This window comes from Cryobacterium sinapicolor, assembly GCF_004403465.1.
GTDB lineage: Bacteria > Actinomycetota > Actinomycetes > Actinomycetales > Microbacteriaceae > Cryobacterium > Cryobacterium sinapicolor.
This window is the reverse complement of record NZ_SOGQ01000021.1, coordinates 1-16,657: the sequence shown is the minus strand read 5'-3', so window position 1 is coordinate 16,657 and position 16,657 is coordinate 1. Positions and strand designations below refer to the sequence as shown.

The window sequence follows — 16,657 nt, the reverse complement described above, 5'->3', positions numbered from 1 at the left end:
GGGTTAGGTGGTGGCGTTGCCGGCGGCCATGGCGGAGTCGGTGTTGGTGACTTCCACTTCCCAGTCCGAGCGGATGTGGCGGATGTGGGTTTCCGGGTTGGACCCGTACTTGAACACGCAATGCCCCGGATTCAAACCCATCAAGGTGGCGGCGGTGTCGGGGGCGAAGTTGAAGGTTTCTTGTGCCCAGCGGGCGTCTTCGGGGCGGTCTTGGCGGAACGCGTACACGGTTTGGGCTTCTTGGACGACGGTGTAGCCGGGGCTGTCTGGGGGGATGTCGGTGCCTTTGTGCATGACGAAGACGTTGGAGATGCCGAGGGAGCGGGAGAGTTTCTGGTTGGATTTCACCAGCTGGGCGGAGGGGCCGCCGATCATGTGCCAGCCCTCTTCGTAGATCACGTTCGTCACGAACCCGCGCTCCTCACGGAGCCGCCCCATCAGCCACATGTTCCCGATGGCCATCACGGTTGGGATCGCAGGGCCGGAGTCGGGGAGCTGAGAAATGTCGAACGTGGTGAGCTTGTGGGAGAGGTCGACTCTCCGGCTGGTTTCGCCGTCGAAGACGCCGGCGTAGGTTTCGAGGAGGTTCTGCAGGCCGAACCGGATCGACAGTCCCGCCTGGTGGAACCGCTCCGACGCCTCCCCCGACAACCCCTGATCCGTCGGCACCAACCCGAGGAACGGCATCAGGTCCGTGGTGGTCGCGGCCCGGCGGGTGTCCTGGAACTTCTCAAACAAGAGCTGCAGGGCGTACCGGGTGGCTTTCTCTTCCCACTCCGTCGCGGGGGTATCGCCCCGGGCGATGCGGGCGACAGCGTTGATCAGCAGCATCTGGCCTTGCAGGCCGGTGCCACGGGCGATGAGGGGATCCATCAGGTTGAAGCGGGTACCGGAACCGTCGGGGTCGAAGCGGAGGGGCTCAGTTCCCATGCGGCGGGTGACGCCGGCGTATTCGCCTTCGCCGCCCTCGTCCTTCTTGTCGAACACCACCGCCCGGTGGTTCTTCAGCAGCAGAGGCCGCATGACCATCACCGTTTTGGTGAACGAGGACTTCCCCGACCCGACGGTGCCGATGATGAGGACGTTGGGTGAGGTCAGCTTCCTGGGGGTCGCGTTGTACGCGGTGGGGGCGTCGTGACTGATCATCGTCGACGAGAGCGTGTCAGTACCGTTGACGACCCCGTCAATCCCGGTCGGCGCCCCAATGATGCCCGTGTTCAGGATCTCGGCCTGCCGGGTCGTTGACGGAGCCCCAGCCAGGCGAGGCGCGTACCAACCGCGCGCCGCCGCCCCCGAAGACGCCCGCAAAACCGACCCGGGCCGCTCGAACGGCGGCACATCCACCGGCCGCCCCGACGACACCACCACGTCAGAAACGGCAGCAGCAGACCCCGCTGCGTCTTCCTCGCCCGTGAGCACGGGCGACGTCGCCACCGGGGTGACGAAGATCTTCAGGCCAGGGACGGTCCCGTACCAGGGCTTCTTCGCGGCGGTGCGTTTGCCGTGCTCGGTACCGGTGGCCGCTGGGGTGGCGGGGTTGGTGGGGGTCATGAGATGGCTTCCTTGTCGGTGCGGCCGGCGAGGCGGTTGATGGCCCGGGTTGCCAGGGTGGCGCCTGCAGGGCGCAGGCCCCGGCCGAGGGGCCAGGTGGTGCCGGAGGCGGCGGATTGGAAGGAGTCTTGCCAGTCGAGGTGTTCGATGCCGAGGCCGGTCGCGCACGCTTCCTCGAGCTGCCGGGAGGCGTGGCCGAGGTCCGCGCGGGTGGGGGCGGAAACAGTGACGAAGCCGATCCAGTCGACGCCGTGGTGGTGGGATCCGGCGGCGAGATCCGCGGACCGGCGCTGCGCGGCGGACATGCGGGTGGTGCTGTCGTCGGAGATGAGGCGGCCCTTCTGCTGGTCGGCGAGGACCCCGGCGAGGTCGCGGACGACGTCGGCGCGCGCTTTCGCTTTCGCCTGCCCCGCCGGCACCAGGTGCAGGTGGAAGGACACCGACCGGACAAAGGTCAGTTCCCGCCCGATGAGGAGGTCGAGGCACCAGAGGGGGCTGCGGCCGGCAACGGCGAGGTTCTCACCGTGGATGGCCGCGGTGCGGTGCCACCACGTCACCGGCGGCGACACCGGCCCGTCCTCGCCCATGACGAGGGAGGTGGGGTCGACGCCGTCGACGATGTGCGCGGAGAACTCGTCCCGAGACGCGATCCCGGACAGCAGCGGGTCAACGTTCCGGGTGAGGTCGATGGGCAGGTGCGGGTTCTGCTGGTGCAACATCAACGCCGTCGTCTGCTTCGCAGTCAGGGCCTGCACGTCACCCATCCGGGCCTCGTTCAACCCCAGTTCGGTGGCCTGAATCTGCCCAGCCATCAACGCCCGCCACGCGTCCCGGCCCGGCCCGTACTTCCCGGCTGCGTCGGTGAACTGCTGGGTGAGGGGCCAAGACACGACCACGTAGTGGCGCTGCACCATCGCGTTGGCACTGGACTTCCGGATCACCTCGTCATAGGAGAGCTTCTGCGCCTCAAACGACTCCCGCTGCTCCGCCGTCCAGGATTCCTGCACCGGTTCGAGGCGGGTCTTCACCCACTGCTGCTGCCGGGCCGAGTCCGGCGGTAGAACCCGGGTCAGGGTTTGCACGTTTCGGATCAAAGAGGACGGTGCGGCGCGGCGGGCCAGGAACTTGCCCCACGCGTTCGCCGCCCGGGTCAGGGCGGCGGCGGTTTCCATCCCGCGCAGCTGACCGGACACGGAAAACGCAACCGACAGGTACGGTTGCTCACCGATCGGAGCGTGCCAGGCAATGCCGGGCATGTTCGAGGCGTACTGGAGCCAGCCCATGCCGTCGGCGCCGTCCGGGTTCGCCCGCATCTTCACCGCAGCCCGCTCCGCAACCTGCTTCTCCGCTTTGGTGCCGCGGAGGATGGCTTCTTGGAGCTGGTCCCACGCCCCAACCTCGTACGGCACGAACTCGTCCGTGCCGAGGCGCTTCCGGGCCCGGGCGCGGGCGCGCTTCCGGCGCCGCTCGAGGACGGTGCCCCGGTGTGTGCGCGCGGTGGTCAGCATCGTGATGCCAACCCCCGCGACGGCCACGATCAGGGCGGGGAGGCCGAGCCCGGAGACCATGCCGGCCATGCCGCCGGCGATGAACACGGTGAGGAGGACCATCCGGGTTTTGGAGGCGGTGCCGCCGAAGAAGCCGCGGTGGCCGGACTCGCCGCCGAGGTAACGGATGTGGGACTCCGGGGTATCACTCACTAGACGGAGTCCTTTCCATAATGTTCGTCTTGGTCCTCGACCGGTGACACGGCCGCGTCGGTCACCGAATCGGTGACCTTCTTCGTCGCCTCAAACCCGGCCATCGCCCCGGCGGCAATCATCGTGGGGACTCCGATCGCAGCCCCCGCACCGGTCGCGGACTCCGCTACACCGGCGGCGGCCATGCCGCTCTCCGCAGCGACCGCGCCGCCGCCTGCGGCAGCGGCCCCGGCACCGGCGGTGGCACCGCCAGCGGAGCCCACGGCCGCGGCCTCAGAGATCGACGACGTCGCCGCCTCACCCTCACCAGCCGCCGACGCGCCACCGGCACTGCTGCCTCCGCCGCTGCTGCTCGACCTGCCTGTGGACGGGGAGCTGCCGCCGGAGCTTTCGGGGCCGTTGTCGCTGTATTTGGCATCGGCTTGCTGCATGGACTGGGATCCGATGTTCGGGCCCGCGGGGGCGGCTCCGCCGCCACCGGTGGGGATGACGGGGGCGAACTTCGTCAGGGCGACGGGGGCGAGGCCGGCCATGAACAACGCCAGGATCGACACGACCAGGGCCACGGTTTTGGCGAGGCTGGGGGTGTCGGAGAACGCATCAACCTGGGCGCTCATCATGCTGTACGCGATCGCAAGTAGGAAGAACAGCAGCGGGTGGGACGCCAGGACCCCGAACCAGAGGTAGGCGATCTTCGACCCGAACTTCCGTTTCTGGGGGTCCACGATCCACACGAACCCGAGGGGGAAGAGGACGCCGGAGAAGTACAGGGTGATGAGTTGAACGATCAGCATGAGGAGCACGACGAGCAGGCCCAGGATCATGAAGAACATCAGGATGACGCCGAGGACGGCGCCGCCGGCCAGGCCGGCCCCGTCTTCCTCGGAGAGCATCGTGGAGAACTTGGCCACGATGGTTTCGGAGTTGCTGGTGACGCCCCACGCGATCAAGGAGTCAGACAGGGCACCGAAGAACTTGACCAGGAACGCGCCGAGCGCGGGCCCGAACATGGCCCCGAGGATGAACGCGGGTCCGTAGAGGGTGAGGGACTCCCCCAGCTCCCGGCCGGACTGGTGGCCGCGCGCGGTGCGTACGATCTGCGGGATCAACAGGGCCACGAACACGAAGATCGCCAGGGCAAACGACACCTGATACGCCTGAATGAACCAATCCGCCGTCAGGTCCGGAAGCGTCGCATGCGTGAGCGCCGGCAACACGGTATCGGAGAGGCCCTTGGCCGCTGCCTGCAACAGCTTGAAGGAGTTCCCCGCCGGGTCCGACCAGAAGTTCGCCACACCCGCAGCCGTATTCACGGCGTTGTTCACGCCGCTGGCCGCGTCTTTGATGCCACCCGTGGCGCCGTCCCAAGCGCAGACAGCGATGCTGGCGCATCCTTCACCGGCGGCCACTAGCAGCCTCGGGTGTAGCGGTTGCCGCCGGCGCCGAGCTTCTCAGCGTCAGGCTGTTCGCCTTTTTCGACGTGCCACGCGTCGCCTTCCCAGACCATGACGAAGGCCTGTGCCGTCACCTTGGTCGGGCTGAGCTCGCCGTTCACTACGTAGCCGGCGGCGATGTTGACCGTCACCCGGTCGGCCGTCGAGTCCTGCGCCACGAGCCACAGACCGTTCGTGGTCGACAGGTGGAATGGTGTTCCGGGCTCGAGGTCGCCGGTGGTGAGGTCTTCCGTCGAGGCGTAGGTGCCCGCGAGGTCGGCATACGAAGCCGGTGTGTTCGCCGTCATGACCTCGTTGGTGATTGTGTTTGCGTCTTCGGCGGATGGGTAGGGGTACTGCCAGATAAATCGGTAGAACGCCGTCGCCGTTTCCACGGCCCCATAAGTCGTGTGCTTGGCGTCTGCCTGTGCTGCCAGGACCATGTTGACGTTGCGGTCCTGCCCACCGAGGCAGCCGGTGGGTGCGACGTCGTCCCCGGCACCCGCGGCGCCCGTGCTGCCTGTTGGGGTCGGCGTGGGGGTGGCCGTCGCGGTGCTGGGTGCGGCGCCTGGTGTTGGGGCGGGGCGGTTGGCGGTGTAAGCAATGCCTCCGCCGATGGCGACGACGAGGGCGGTGGCCCCGATGATGATCGGCCAGCGGCTACGGCCGGATGCTGTGACCATTCGCATGGTGGGACTCCTTGGGGTGCGCGTTGGTTGTGTGGGTTAGCCGGCGAATGAGAGGACGGCACCGACGATGATGGCGAGGCCGGCGAGGGCGGCAAGGGAGATGCCGGCCCAGACGGCTTTCCGGCGTCCTTGGGCGTGGGCTTGGGGGTTGGGGTTGGTGTCTCCGGAGGCTCCGGCCATAGCGACGATTCCGAAGATCAGGAATCCGATGGCGACGAGAATGCCGATGGCCCAGAGGGCGGCGATGAGTTTTTGCCAGAGGGCGGTGAATTCGGCGCCGCCGAAGGAGAAGTCGGGCAGGATCCCGTCGAGGGGGTTCTCGATCGCCGCGTGGAGCAGGAGGTCGTGCATGGGGTTAGGCCTTCCGGTTCTGTGTGGGTGCGGCGGAGACCGCGGTTTGCAGGGACCGGACCACGCTGGCGGCTGCTGCCACGAACGCGTCCCGGGTTGCGGGGTTGAGGCGGCTGAGGGTGAGTTGTCCGCGTTCGGCGATGTGGGAGTCGTAGGGGATCTCGTGCAGGGCGGAGACGCCGGCTTGGCTCAGGAGTCGTTCGACTTCTTCTCGGACGGCGTCGTTCTCGGGGCGGCCGTCGGTGAGGCGGATGGCGATGGCCCGGTTCGCAAGCTCCGCGGAGGCCCCGCCCTCTGCCCGGAGCTCCTCGAGGAGTTGGATGGCTTCGAGGACGGAGTCGCCGGCGTTCATCACGGGGATCACGAGGACGTCGGAGACGGACACGGCACCGCGGAACGCGGAGGAGGTGGGAACGTTGCCGGAGTCCATGACACGGATGGAGTAGAAGTCGTCGATGACGTTGCAGACGGCGACGACGGATTCGCCGGTGAGGCGGTCGCGGCGCCCGGTGGATCCGATCACCGAGGCGAAGGATGTTTGCGGGGCGGTGTAGCCGGCGAGGCGGCCGGCGGTGGCGACCTGGTCGACGTCGCGGACGAGTTCGCCGAGGCCGAGGAGGGGGTTGCCCTCGGCGCGGAAGTTCAGGGCGCCGGGGTCGTCGGAGACTTCGAGGATCGCGACCGATCCGCCGCGGATCGCGGCCAGCACTCCCCCGAGGAGCAGGGCGGTGGGAGTCTTGCCCGTTCCGCCTTTGGGGTTGTTCACCAGGACCGAGACCGCACGCGTCCAAGTCGCCTGCCGCACTGTCGTCTCGTGCGTAGTCCGCAGTTCCTTACAGCGCCGCACCCCCAGCTCGGCGGCACCCGGCCCAACGGGCAGTCCCAGACGGGCCAGAGCGCCGCGAAACCCGGCAGTGGCCTTGCCCGGAGTTGTCGAGTGCGACGCGACAGCTAAGCCAGTGGGACTGGCGAACAGCACAGACGTACTGGCCAGATCACTGGCGACGGCCATCGTTGATGCCGATGCGCCCGAGCCCGGCGAGGTCTTCAGCGCGTCGGCCGGTAGGGGCAGTGCAATCTGGGCGGGTCCTTCGGTGGTGCTGCCCGTGGTGTTGGAACGGAGCCGAGGCTGTATCGGGGCGATGAGAGCGGCGTCTTCCTCGATGTAATCTCCGGCGCGGTCTGCCCCTCCGAAGACGTCGTTGGGTGCGCTGCAACCTGTGTCACTCATGGGTGGTGTGTCCTCTGCTCTTAAATCCTGAAATGAATGTTGCGTTCCCGCCAAGGGCGATGTCAGGGACATCGACAGCGATTTGGACGGTCCAGGTCGTGTGCTGCAAGTGACGCCTTTCGAATGGTGCGAACAGGGGGTCTTTCCATGGGCTTGCAGAATGGGCGAGATTAATTCGTTCCACCCGAGTATCGAATTGAAGGTGGCAGCTCTGTCGACCGCACCGGAGGCGCCCGGGCGGAGATCACGGTGCCCGGCTGGAGGGGGTCGCCGGGTTCGCCGGGCGAGACCGTAGCGCTGCACAGCGCAAGGTGAGCGTGGAGGGCTTGGATGGCGCAAGGGCGGGTGATCACGATCCGGAAACCGGAGCTTCTTCTTTACCGACCGCAGCGATCGTCCTTGGACTGGCCGCTCGGTAAGTGGCAGCGGGTGCCGTGCGGCTAACGGAGACTCCCCCGTCACCGCAACTCCTCCTGCTCTGCGATCCAGGCCTGCGAGATTCTGTAACCTGTTCAGGGGTGCTTTGGATCCTGGGTACGACGCCTCCCGCGAGACGAGTTGAGTGCCTCCTAATTCAGGCCAACTGAAAAACGCGCTAATCGAGAAGCCTACGGCGCCGTCCACTGATGCTTCCATTGAATGAAAGCATACTGCCAATTTATGAGAGCTTAGTATTCGTGATCGGCTAGCCTGTGAGGGACGAACGAATGCGGCCCCGCCTTGCGCCAGAATGGACGGGTGGATCCCGCCAAGCAGCCGTCAGCTCCTGAGTGGAACACTGACATGAAGGCGATTGAGCAAATATTCGGCAACCGTGCACGCAACGACATCATTCGAGTGCTTGCTGTCTCCGATCAGATGACTTACGGAGATCTACGCGAGCAGGTTGGAATTCGGGACAGCACGCTACATCGGCACTTGCGCGCGCTGGAAGAGTACGGCGTGATCGCCGCTGATCTTCCGCCGGGTCAGCGTCAGGGTCGCGGGGTCCGCTATTCGATCCGCAGAGCACGAGTCGAAGCCCTCGGTCAGGCGTGGATGCGCTATCTCCTCGGTGAAAGCTCAGAGTAGGTCATAGCTGTATCGGGGTTAATCGGTACGTCGACTCAGCCACTGGGCGAGGGCACTCTCCCACAATTCTCGGTCCCTGTTCCATTCGAGTGTGTGGGGCGTCGCTGGGAGTTCGACCAACTCGACCGTGTCCTTGTGCGCCTCCGAGAACTCCCGCGACAATTCGATCGGCACGGATTTGTCGCCGGCGCTGTGCAGCACGAGGGTAGGAATTCGAAGGTCTGAGCCATTTCTTATCCAGTCCAGCGCGTGCAGGTCGATGGTCTCCTTGAGCTGGATGGTGCGCCGGAGCGCACTGCCCGCCAAGACGCGCATCGCCAGGCGAATCAAGACCGCAGGCAGGCGGGCACTTCGGCCTCCAGCGATTATTGTCGAGCGCCAATCCGTTACCGGGGCAACGAGGCAAAGTCCCAAAATAAGGTCCCGATGCTTGGACGAGCGAGCCAGCAGCAACGCGATGCTGGCCCCCATCGACCAGCCGACTAAGACAAAGCCTTGGGCTCCCTGCTCGCGGGCGTAGTCGAGTGCCGCTTCTACATCAAGCCATTCTGTCTGGCCAAGCATCGATCTTCGGTCGTCGGAGTTTGGAGCCTCCTGATCATTTCGATAGGAGACCACGAGAGAAGTCAGGCCGGCGCTGTGGGCGACCGGAATTCCCCGAAGTGGACCGGCTCGGGTGGCGCCCTGTCCGTGAATGTGAATCGCCCACGTCGATGGTTTTGACTGGTGTGGTGTTGCGTCAAAGCGCGTAGCTGGGGCTGAACCCAACGCGGTCGGTATGTTCACAGTGGTGAACGGCAACTCGAGGTCCTCGGGTCGGGACGGAACGACACCGCTCCAGCGCGCAGTCTGGCCTGCGCGCAGTGTGCTGCCAAGGGAGCTAACTACTTTGCGAGTGACCACGGAGGCACATTCATCAACCGCCACAACCTCGCCAACCCTCGCGTAGCCTCTGCCATGGTCATACCAAATTGCATACTCCCCAGGCGCTCTCGTCGCGGCGCTCAGCGGAAGGGTCACGACAACGATTGGTTCGTCTGCTCCGACCGCTGCAATGCGCATCGATTCCCGCCTTGGGGTTTCCGTGCCAACTATGTTTTTGGCGATCGCGATGCTTGCAGTGAGCATGCCCAAGATGGTTAGACCGCACACCGCGATTGCACTTCGAAGAATCATTCGGTCGTGTTCCGCGCGCCGGTCGGGGTCTCGGCCCCGAGGAGAATGGCTAAGTCTGCATCGGTGAGCTTGTCTTTGGCGCTCGCCTCAAGCAAGAGCGCATCGCGAATCTCGACCAGTGTTCGGTGAACTGCGACGTCCACGTCGGGTCTTCTTGCTCCTTGTGTGTGGCTGAGAGAATCTCGGCCCAGTTCGAGCCGCTGAGCTGAGACCTTGTCCCATATTCGATTCAGGTCGGGAAGGATGAGCTGCAGTCGTCTGCGCTCCAATCGGTCGTTGGCCCATCCGAGAATGGGCGGGAGGGACAACCCGATGCATAGAAGTACGAGTGATGCGACGTTCAGAACGTCGTACGCACTGGAAAAAAGTGCCAGCAAATGTGGCGGACCGAATAGGTGCGTCAAATCCATGCCCACGATGCTGAAGACATTCAGAACGGCGGCCCAGCACCCCGCCCCAACGATGTAAAAACCGCTTCGCCTCGCAGCCGTGCTCATGCGTCCAGCAAATTGCAGACAGATCGATCCCGTCACCGCTACAACGATGCCCAAGTATGTGAACTGGATCAGGGAATATGCGCACGCCGCGGGTTGGTCTCCGAAATCTCGCATGAACGAATCTGAAGACCAGGGGGCGTCCACGAATTGAAAGGCAGCGATTGTGAGGCAAGAACTCACGATCGCACCTATAAGAAATGGCTTCTCTGTCGATCGAGCTCTGCTGCGTGAGGATGCTCGCAAAATTGCCCGCGAAAGGAAGTAGACCCCAATTAGAAGAAGGAGATTTGCCAGTAAATCCGCATAGTTGTGTCCGGTCAGGAACGAATCTGTTGCCCTGTAAATAGCATCAACGTTCAACGTCAATGAAACGGCGATCATGACAGCCGCGTACAGGATGCTTTGATCTGTGCGTCGGCGCGTGCCTGAGGCCAGCGCCGCCACGAGCGCCCACAGGACCGCGGCGATGATCATTTGCATCATCCGAAGACGCCCTCGAATCCCTCGGGTTCTTTCGTGCTTGAACGGATTGCGTACGTGAGTAGGTCGGCTAGTGCCTCGGCCGCCAACTCGTATGAATCCTGGAATCCTGAACGGCCAAAGGCCATTGCGGCACCTTCCCCCACCAGCCGCAGACCGGGGAGCCCTGGGCCGTCGATCTCGTCGTGGCGCAGGATCATGTGCGACAACTCGTGACAGACGATCTGTTGTCGGTGCAGTTCGGAATCCGTTGCTGCGTGGAAGATCAGGTCGTCCCCTCGCCGGGCGAGCCAGAGCCCGCAAATCTCGGTTCCGTTGAGATGCCTTGAAATGGCGATTGAGATGGGCTTGCCGCGACGGCCCTCTACGAGGCTGACAATGCTATCCACCGAGACTCGACCGTGCAGATCTAACGCTGAGAAGGCGGTGCGTGCAAGCTCGCGTGGTGAAGAGGCGTTCGCTGGGTCAACGACAGCCCTGTGGGGCGCTCTAATCCACTTCGGGATCTTCATCGTCCGCTTCACCGATTACCTGGTTCAAGAGTTCAGTAATCGCCCTAAGTGTTGGCGGCGATACTTCGCCCAGAGTGCGCGCTGCAAAATTCTTCACTTTGGCGGCGCGAATGGCAATGATCATCTCGTTCATCGCGATGACCCGTTCTGGCTCTGGAACGCCAGGTCCGCCCAAGAGATATTCAGGGTCAACGTCGAAGTACTCAGCCAAGCCGCGCAGGAGGGACTCGTCCGTCACCAAGTATCCGGACCCGCTCAGCATGTAGGACCAACGTGCGCGTGACAGTCGCACGCCGCGTGCATCAAGTACCGCGGCGATCTCCTTGTAAGTCAAAGCATTGCCACGTTCCGCAGCGAAAGCGTCCAGCAACAAGTTCAGCTTTCGCGCCAACTCATACCTGGCGCGTTCGTCCCCAGAGGCGTTTTCTTCTAGGCGGGTTTCGTTCAATCTGGCCTTCTAGTAGTCGGGCACATCGCGCGACCGATCCGGCCGTGGGGAGTCGGCGCGACGTGCAAGCGCAGTTCCACCCTAGTTGGACACGCGCAGCTGGACATGCCTAGAGTGGGCTAGGCATGTCCAGCATCTGAGGCATTCGTGGGAAGAGATTTACACATGGTTCGACTAATGGCTCGTCGTTCGGGCGCAGGTATCGTGCGATTTCTTGTGCTGCGAGGCGCTATGACAATCGATGAAATCGCTACATCAACGCGGGCCTCCGAGAGAACGGTGCGTCGCCACCTCGAAGGATTGAAGGACTGCAACTTGGTCGATGAACTCGCAAACAGTGACAGTTCCGACGCGTCAAGATTCGTGGCGAACAATCGAATCATCGCGGCGGCTGCCGCCGGGCATGTCGATTTCGTCCTCGGTCGCTGACGGATGCTGGTGTCCATCCGGGAAACTGCCTTGGCCGATCAGGGGAGAATTAGCTACGGTTTGGCAACACGCCGCCACAACCTCCCTGTTTCTGATTCAGCATCCCGATATCTTCAGACCATGCCACCTCAACGTTCCTACGGCGGACGCAAAAGCAAAGGCGATCGCCAACCGCTGATTTCCAGAGTTCCGTCGCCGATCGCGGACGCAGTGCGCGACCGCGCAGAGGAACGAGGAATGTCACTGAGCGATTACATCGCTTCAGTACTCGCACGAGATGTTGGCCTTGCCACCCTCGCGCCCCAGGCATCCATCCGTCATGACGAGGAGCTGCCCATCAACCAGGTCGCTTAAACGAAAGAGCCCGCCGCTTTCGCGACGGGCTACTGCAAGTTTCGTAGCTCAAACCCTCTGTGCTTCCCGGCGACGAGGTTAGAGCTAATCCAGATCAACAGCCCTCACGGGAGGTTTCTCTATGTCCCAGAGCATAGCGCACGTACTCCAGAATGCACCCGGAATTGTGTCCGGCGTGTCTGGCGTGTCCACTGAAGCGTGGACAGCCTGGGCTTTGACGCGCCGGATGAGTCCGCGTGATCAGGTCCGTGTGATGAAGCGGGACGCGTACGGGCGGTTGGACGAGAACAGTTACCCCCTGATCCACCGTGTTGGACCGGCCGAACCTTCGACGCCGTGGGCGATGAACTTGGCCGATGAGGCCGGGTTGTTCCGGGTCCTGTGCTTTGACTTCGACGGTAAGGACAAGCACGGCGTCGATGCGGAGCTGATGGAGGAAGCCGTCGACGAGTGCGACGTTCTCTCCCGCACCCTGGATGCCCTCGCGATCGAGCACGTCGTGTGCCAGTCCTCCGGGACGGGTGGCCGGCACATCTGGCTCGCCCTCCAGGGCGGAGCCCCGAAGCTCGCCGTCGCCCCGGTGGCCAGTGCAGCGCGAGCGAACTTCCGCCGCTTGGACCACGGCATGCTCCTCAACGCTGTCACCGGTGCCGCACGGCCGCCGCTGTCCCCGCACCGCGACGGCAGCCATTCCACGGTCCTCCGCGGCAGCCTGGACACCCTGGTCGCCCCGTCGACCACGACCGCGGACCTGGCTGCTCTGGCCGCGGTGCTCGAGGCGCGGAAGCCGTCCCTCCGCGCGGAAGACAGTGCCCCGTCGGGCCCCGTCACCCTGCGCCACCAGTCGCACCGGCGCCTCAGCACAGCCGGCACCGCCCATATGGCCACCATCGATGGCGGCACTAACCCGAGCTGGACCGGGTTCATGTGCCTGCTCTCGGCCGCAAACGCCGGCTGGCAGCTCGTCGACGTCGAGCACGCCATCAAGACTGCCCCCGGGATGGAACACTTCCGGACGAAGAACACCGGCCGCGGCGACCGCCGCCCCCGGGCCGCCGCCGAAGCTCGAGCCCGGTTGGGTCGGCAGTGGGACAAAGCCCAGCAGTACGCCGCCCTCCAGCGCCCGCTGCCAGCGGCGCGGGAGCCGCAGGATCTGTCGGAGCTGGACGCCATCGTGACCGACGTCGAAGCCCTCCTCACCCGGTTCCGGGTCAGTCCCGGCCGGTGGGGCCGGACCGAGGCGTCCTCGAACCAGCAGACCATTCTCCGCGCCCTGGCCTACCTCACCCTGCAGACCGGCAAGCGCACTGTCGCTGCCGCGATCCGCGACCTGGGCCCGATGGGCGGCCTGGGCCGCACCACCGCAGCCGACGCCCTGACTGCCCTTGCTGCTGCCGGATACGTCGAACGGGTCAGTGCGAGTGACGACGGCAACGCCGCCGAATGGCGCCTAGCCTCCACGTTATCCACAGGTCTTAGTACAGTCCGGTCACAACCACTTAATAACCCCCGCCCCCCGCACGGAATCCCGTCGCCGTCAGGTCGTTCTGCAGCTGAGCTCTTTAACACCCGCACCTACCTCGTCGCTCTGCTCGAGGAACAACTCACTGACCAACGCCACGACCTCTTCACCCGCCGCGGCCTGGGACACCTCGCCGGCAAGCTCTACGCTCTACTGCGCCAGCACCCGTCCCTCACCATTGACTCCGCAGCTCGTCTCCTGGGTGTTACGGCCCGGCACACTGCCACGATCCTCAGTCGCCTCCGTCGTCACAAGCTCCTCGTTGTTCACCGTGATGGGTGGGCCAGGTCGAAGCAGGATCTTCGGAACCAGGCAGCCCTGCAGCTGGGCGTGTTGGGTACCCTGCTGGCCCGGGCGGAGCGGTATCGGATCGAGCGGGAGGTGTGGGCGTGGTGGCAAGCCGAACTGACCACGATGATGTCAGCGCCCAGGTCTCGGCCGCGGCGCCCGCATGTGTCGAGCCGGCCGTTGTTTGAGGCGAGCACTCCGGGTGAGCGGGTGTGGCCGCGGTACCCGCGGGCCAGCACGAACAGGGCTGATCATCGTTCAGCGCTGGAGCTGGTGGGGGCGGGTCTGCTCAACCCGGAGAACCGGTGGCAGTACCTGGGTGAGGCCGCATAGCAGGCACCGTTCGGGGAGAGGAAGTTGCCAATTAAGTCTTGCATCTTGGGGACGTCTTTGCCGGAGATTTGCGGTGTGTGCGCCGCCGTGCGCTGGCGCCTGTTTCTGGGTAAGTTGCCGTGATGTTGCGTTGCTTGTGGCTTGGGAGAGACCCCGGGTTAAGGGCAGGTATCTAATATCTGCCCCAATCACGGGGCCTCCCCGCGCATTTCACACGCCAGGCAAAACGGGTAACTCTGCGGGCTAGTTTCTCGCAGCTGTGTCATGTCTTGGCTTGCGCCGCGAGGGCGGCGTTGACCGGGCCGGTCAGGCTTTGGCCTATCAGGGCTTGAGTATGACTTTTGTCCACCCGTTGGTGCGTTCGTCGAAGTTTTTATAGGCGTCGGCGGCTTTGCTGAGGGGGATCTCGTGGGAAACGATCCAGGATGGCTTGGTCTTGTCTACGGCGATCAGGTCGCGCAATTGCCGGTTGTACTTCTTCACCGGGCATTGGCCGCTGCCAATATTTTGGCCTTTGAGCCATTGCAGGCCGTAGTCGATGGCAAGCTTGCCCTGCTTGGCGTTCTCGTCGAAGCCGGCGGGATCTGCTGGCAGGAAGACGCCAACAACGCCGATTCCCCCGGTGATGCGCACGGACCGGATGAGCTGATTCAGAGTCATTGCGGGGTCTTCGGTGCCCTGGGGGTCGTGGGCTTGGTAACCCACGCATTCACATCCTCGGTCTGCGCCGATACCCTTTGTCTGGTCCAGAACGAACTGAACCGGGTCCGTCTTTGAGTCATCAATGGCGATCGCACCGATCTGCTCGGCAAGGGCCAGCCGGTCCGGGCGTCGGTCCACGACCCAGACTTTGCTTGCGCCCTTGATCGTGGCAGACAGGGCGGCCATCAACCCGACTGGACCGGCTCCATAGACTACGACGGTGTCACCCGGCATCACGCCGGCCATCTCAGTAGCGTGGTAGCCGGTAGGGAAGATGTCCGAGAGCATCACGTAGTCGTTTTGCTTTTCTATGGCATCTTCTCCCAGGCGCAAACAGTTGTTGTCGCCGTAGGGCACGCGCAGCATTTGGGCCTGCCCGCCGGGATACGGGCCCATTCCAGCGAAGCCGTAGGCTGCGCCCGCGCCAACCGGGTCTGGCTGAGTTGTCATGCAGTAGTTGGTGAAACCGCGCTCACAGTTCTTACAGAACCCGCAGGAAATATTGAATGGCAGCACGACGTGCTCGCCGACCTTGACTTTGTCGACGCCGTTACCGACCTCGATGACCTCACCCATGTTTTCGTGACCGAACGTGCGTCCAACTTCGAAATCGGTGCGTCCCTCGTACATGTGTAAATCTGAACCGCAAATATTTGTGGCCGTGATGCGAACGAGAACGTCAGTGGGACGTTCGATCTTGGCATCGGGAACTTCTTCAACGTTGACTTCGTTGGGACCTTTGTAAACGACTGCTTTCATTTCTTTCACTCCCTGAATCTTTGACAATGAAAAACGTGAGACCATTTTTGACTGTCGGAGGTGCTCTAAGGATGAATATCCGAGCAGAGTCTCAGGCTGCGCGGAAAATGGGCTTAGCTCATGTTTATCACGACCGCACTTGACTGGCCACTGCTCGTCTGGCACAAGATGGCGGGCAGTGCGATGCCCTCGATAGATACGCAGGGACGCTTCCCCTGTCCAAGTCCCAACGTTGCGTTCTGGGAGCGGTTCGACCAGCGGGAATCAGCGACGACCCAACACTGGAACCCCTCGCTCGCTCCCCCGGGGCGGGATATCAGCGTGATACCACTGTCGAAACCGTGACGGTGATGCCGTCAGGAACAGTTGGAGCCGTTTCATTAGCCGGGGCCTCGGGCATCTTGCCGGCAAGCCCTACGCCCTACTACGTCAGCACCCTTCCCTCACTGTCGATTCGGCTGCTCGTTTCCTGGGCGTTACTGCCCGGCACACGGCTACGACCCTTAGTCGTCTCCGTCTTCACAAGCTCCTGGTCGTGCACCGTGATGGGTGGACGAGGTCGAAGCTGGATCTCCGGAACCAGGCTGCCCACCAGCTGAACGTGCTCGGGACCTTGCTGGCTCGGGCGGAGCGGTATCGGATTGAGCGGGAGGTGTGGGCGTGGTGGCAGGACGAACTGACCACGATGATGTCAGCGCCCAGGTCTCGGCCGCGGCGCCCGCATGTGTCGAGCCGGCCGTTGTTTGAGGCGAGCACGCCCGGGGAACGGGTGTGGCCGCGGTACCCGCGGGCCCGCACGAACCTCGCCGATCACCGCTCTGCGCTTGAGATGGTGGGTGCTGGATTGCTCAACCCGGAGAATCGGTGGCAGTACCTGGTGAAGCAGCGTAGTCGGCACCTTCCGCTGAGACCGTTGGGCCGGTGGGGATGCTTGGTGTTGGTGGGGAGGGCCCCCGGATTGAGTGCAGGTATCTGACATCTTCACGAGTCACGGCGGCTCTCACGGGGCACGTTATCGAGAGGGCGGTTTCAAGCAGTCGTTGCAACACTGCGGTGGTTTAGGCCGGGATTAGTAGATCACGGATTCGCTCGGCTGGGGTATCCCACATGAGTGTTTTGCGAGGACGACCG

14 protein-coding genes are annotated in these 16,657 nt (G+C 63.9%); 3 read left to right on the top strand and 11 right to left on the bottom strand.

Translation table 11 applies throughout. The features are described 5' to 3' along the window. Positions 1 to 3 precede the first annotated feature (3 nt). Genes E3T28_RS04885 through E3T28_RS04860 form a run of 6 tightly spaced genes read right to left on the bottom strand, consistent with a single transcriptional unit; the run spans position 4 to position 6,955 of the window. A complete protein-coding gene (locus E3T28_RS04885) occupies positions 4 to 1,551 on the bottom strand; it encodes an ATP/GTP-binding protein (protein ID WP_134428493.1) in 1,548 nt (515 codons plus the stop codon). Next, a complete protein-coding gene (locus E3T28_RS04880; RefSeq protein ID WP_134428491.1) occupies positions 1,548 to 3,251 on the bottom strand; it encodes a hypothetical protein in 1,704 nt (567 codons plus the stop codon). Before E3T28_RS04880 ends, E3T28_RS04885 begins: the two co-directional genes overlap by 4 nt. Next, a complete protein-coding gene (locus tag E3T28_RS04875) occupies positions 3,251 to 4,660 on the bottom strand; it encodes a hypothetical protein (RefSeq protein WP_134428489.1) in 1,410 nt (469 codons plus the stop codon). Before E3T28_RS04875 ends, E3T28_RS04880 begins: the two co-directional genes overlap by 1 nt. Further along, on the bottom strand, positions 4,660 to 5,373 hold the full coding sequence (locus tag E3T28_RS04870) for a hypothetical protein (protein ID WP_134428487.1): 714 nt from the start codon (positions 5,371 to 5,373) through the stop codon (positions 4,660 to 4,662). The genes E3T28_RS04875 and E3T28_RS04870 overlap by 1 nt, the downstream gene beginning before the upstream one ends. Before the next feature lie 36 nt (positions 5,374 to 5,409). Beyond that, positions 5,410 to 5,724: a hypothetical protein gene (locus E3T28_RS04865; RefSeq protein ID WP_241975897.1), complete on the bottom strand. Its 315-nt coding sequence runs from the start codon at positions 5,722 to 5,724 to the stop codon at positions 5,410 to 5,412. 4 nt (positions 5,725 to 5,728) lie between these two features. Then, positions 5,729 to 6,955 carry a ParA family protein gene (locus tag E3T28_RS04860; RefSeq protein WP_241979167.1) on the bottom strand — a complete coding sequence of 409 codons (1,227 nt, stop codon included), beginning with the start codon at positions 6,953 to 6,955 and terminating at the stop codon, positions 5,729 to 5,731. Positions 6,956 to 7,693: 738 nt separating this feature from the next. Between E3T28_RS04860 and E3T28_RS04855 the strand changes: the two genes are divergently transcribed. Further along, the gene (locus E3T28_RS04855) at positions 7,694 to 8,026 is read left to right on the top strand and encodes an ArsR/SmtB family transcription factor (protein WP_134369335.1); all 333 of its coding nucleotides are present in this window, start codon (positions 7,694 to 7,696) and stop codon (positions 8,024 to 8,026) included. 18 nt (positions 8,027 to 8,044) lie between these two features. Here the strand turns inward: E3T28_RS04855 and E3T28_RS17850 are convergent, their stop codons facing one another. The 4 genes from E3T28_RS17850 to E3T28_RS04835 all read right to left on the bottom strand — a co-directional run bounded on the left by E3T28_RS17850 (position 8,045) and on the right by E3T28_RS04835 (position 11,139). Next, positions 8,045 to 9,088 carry an alpha/beta hydrolase family protein gene (locus E3T28_RS17850; RefSeq protein WP_338145385.1) on the bottom strand — a complete coding sequence of 348 codons (1,044 nt, stop codon included), beginning with the start codon at positions 9,086 to 9,088 and terminating at the stop codon, positions 8,045 to 8,047. Positions 9,089 to 9,198: 110 nt separating this feature from the next. Beyond that, a complete protein-coding gene (locus tag E3T28_RS04845; RefSeq protein ID WP_134428481.1) occupies positions 9,199 to 10,173 on the bottom strand; it encodes a hypothetical protein in 975 nt (324 codons plus the stop codon). 5 nt (positions 10,174 to 10,178) lie between these two features. Continuing rightward, positions 10,179 to 10,691: a hypothetical protein gene (locus E3T28_RS04840; protein WP_134428479.1), complete on the bottom strand. Its 513-nt coding sequence runs from the start codon at positions 10,689 to 10,691 to the stop codon at positions 10,179 to 10,181. Further along, entirely contained in the window at positions 10,669 to 11,139 is a 471-nt protein-coding gene (locus E3T28_RS04835; protein WP_134369331.1) for a hypothetical protein, read from the bottom strand. Before E3T28_RS04835 ends, E3T28_RS04840 begins: the two co-directional genes overlap by 23 nt. A 165-nt stretch (positions 11,140 to 11,304) precedes the next feature. Here E3T28_RS04835 and E3T28_RS04830 point away from each other — a divergent pair, with 165 nt between their 5' ends. Both E3T28_RS04830 and E3T28_RS04825 read left to right on the top strand, forming a co-directional pair. Next, positions 11,305 to 11,568, top strand: coding sequence for an ArsR family transcriptional regulator (locus E3T28_RS04830; protein ID WP_134428477.1), 264 nt, complete (start codon positions 11,305 to 11,307; stop codon positions 11,566 to 11,568). Positions 11,569 to 12,175: 607 nt separating this feature from the next. Beyond that, the gene (locus E3T28_RS04825; protein ID WP_241979166.1) at positions 12,176 to 14,065 is read left to right on the top strand and encodes a bifunctional DNA primase/polymerase; all 1,890 of its coding nucleotides are present in this window, start codon (positions 12,176 to 12,178) and stop codon (positions 14,063 to 14,065) included. Positions 14,066 to 14,386: 321 nt separating this feature from the next. On the opposite strand, the gene E3T28_RS04820 is transcribed toward E3T28_RS04825, so the two are convergent. Continuing rightward, on the bottom strand, positions 14,387 to 15,526 hold the full coding sequence (locus E3T28_RS04820; protein WP_134428523.1) for a glutathione-independent formaldehyde dehydrogenase: 1,140 nt from the start codon (positions 15,524 to 15,526) through the stop codon (positions 14,387 to 14,389). Positions 15,527 to 16,657: the final 1,131 nt, after the last annotated feature.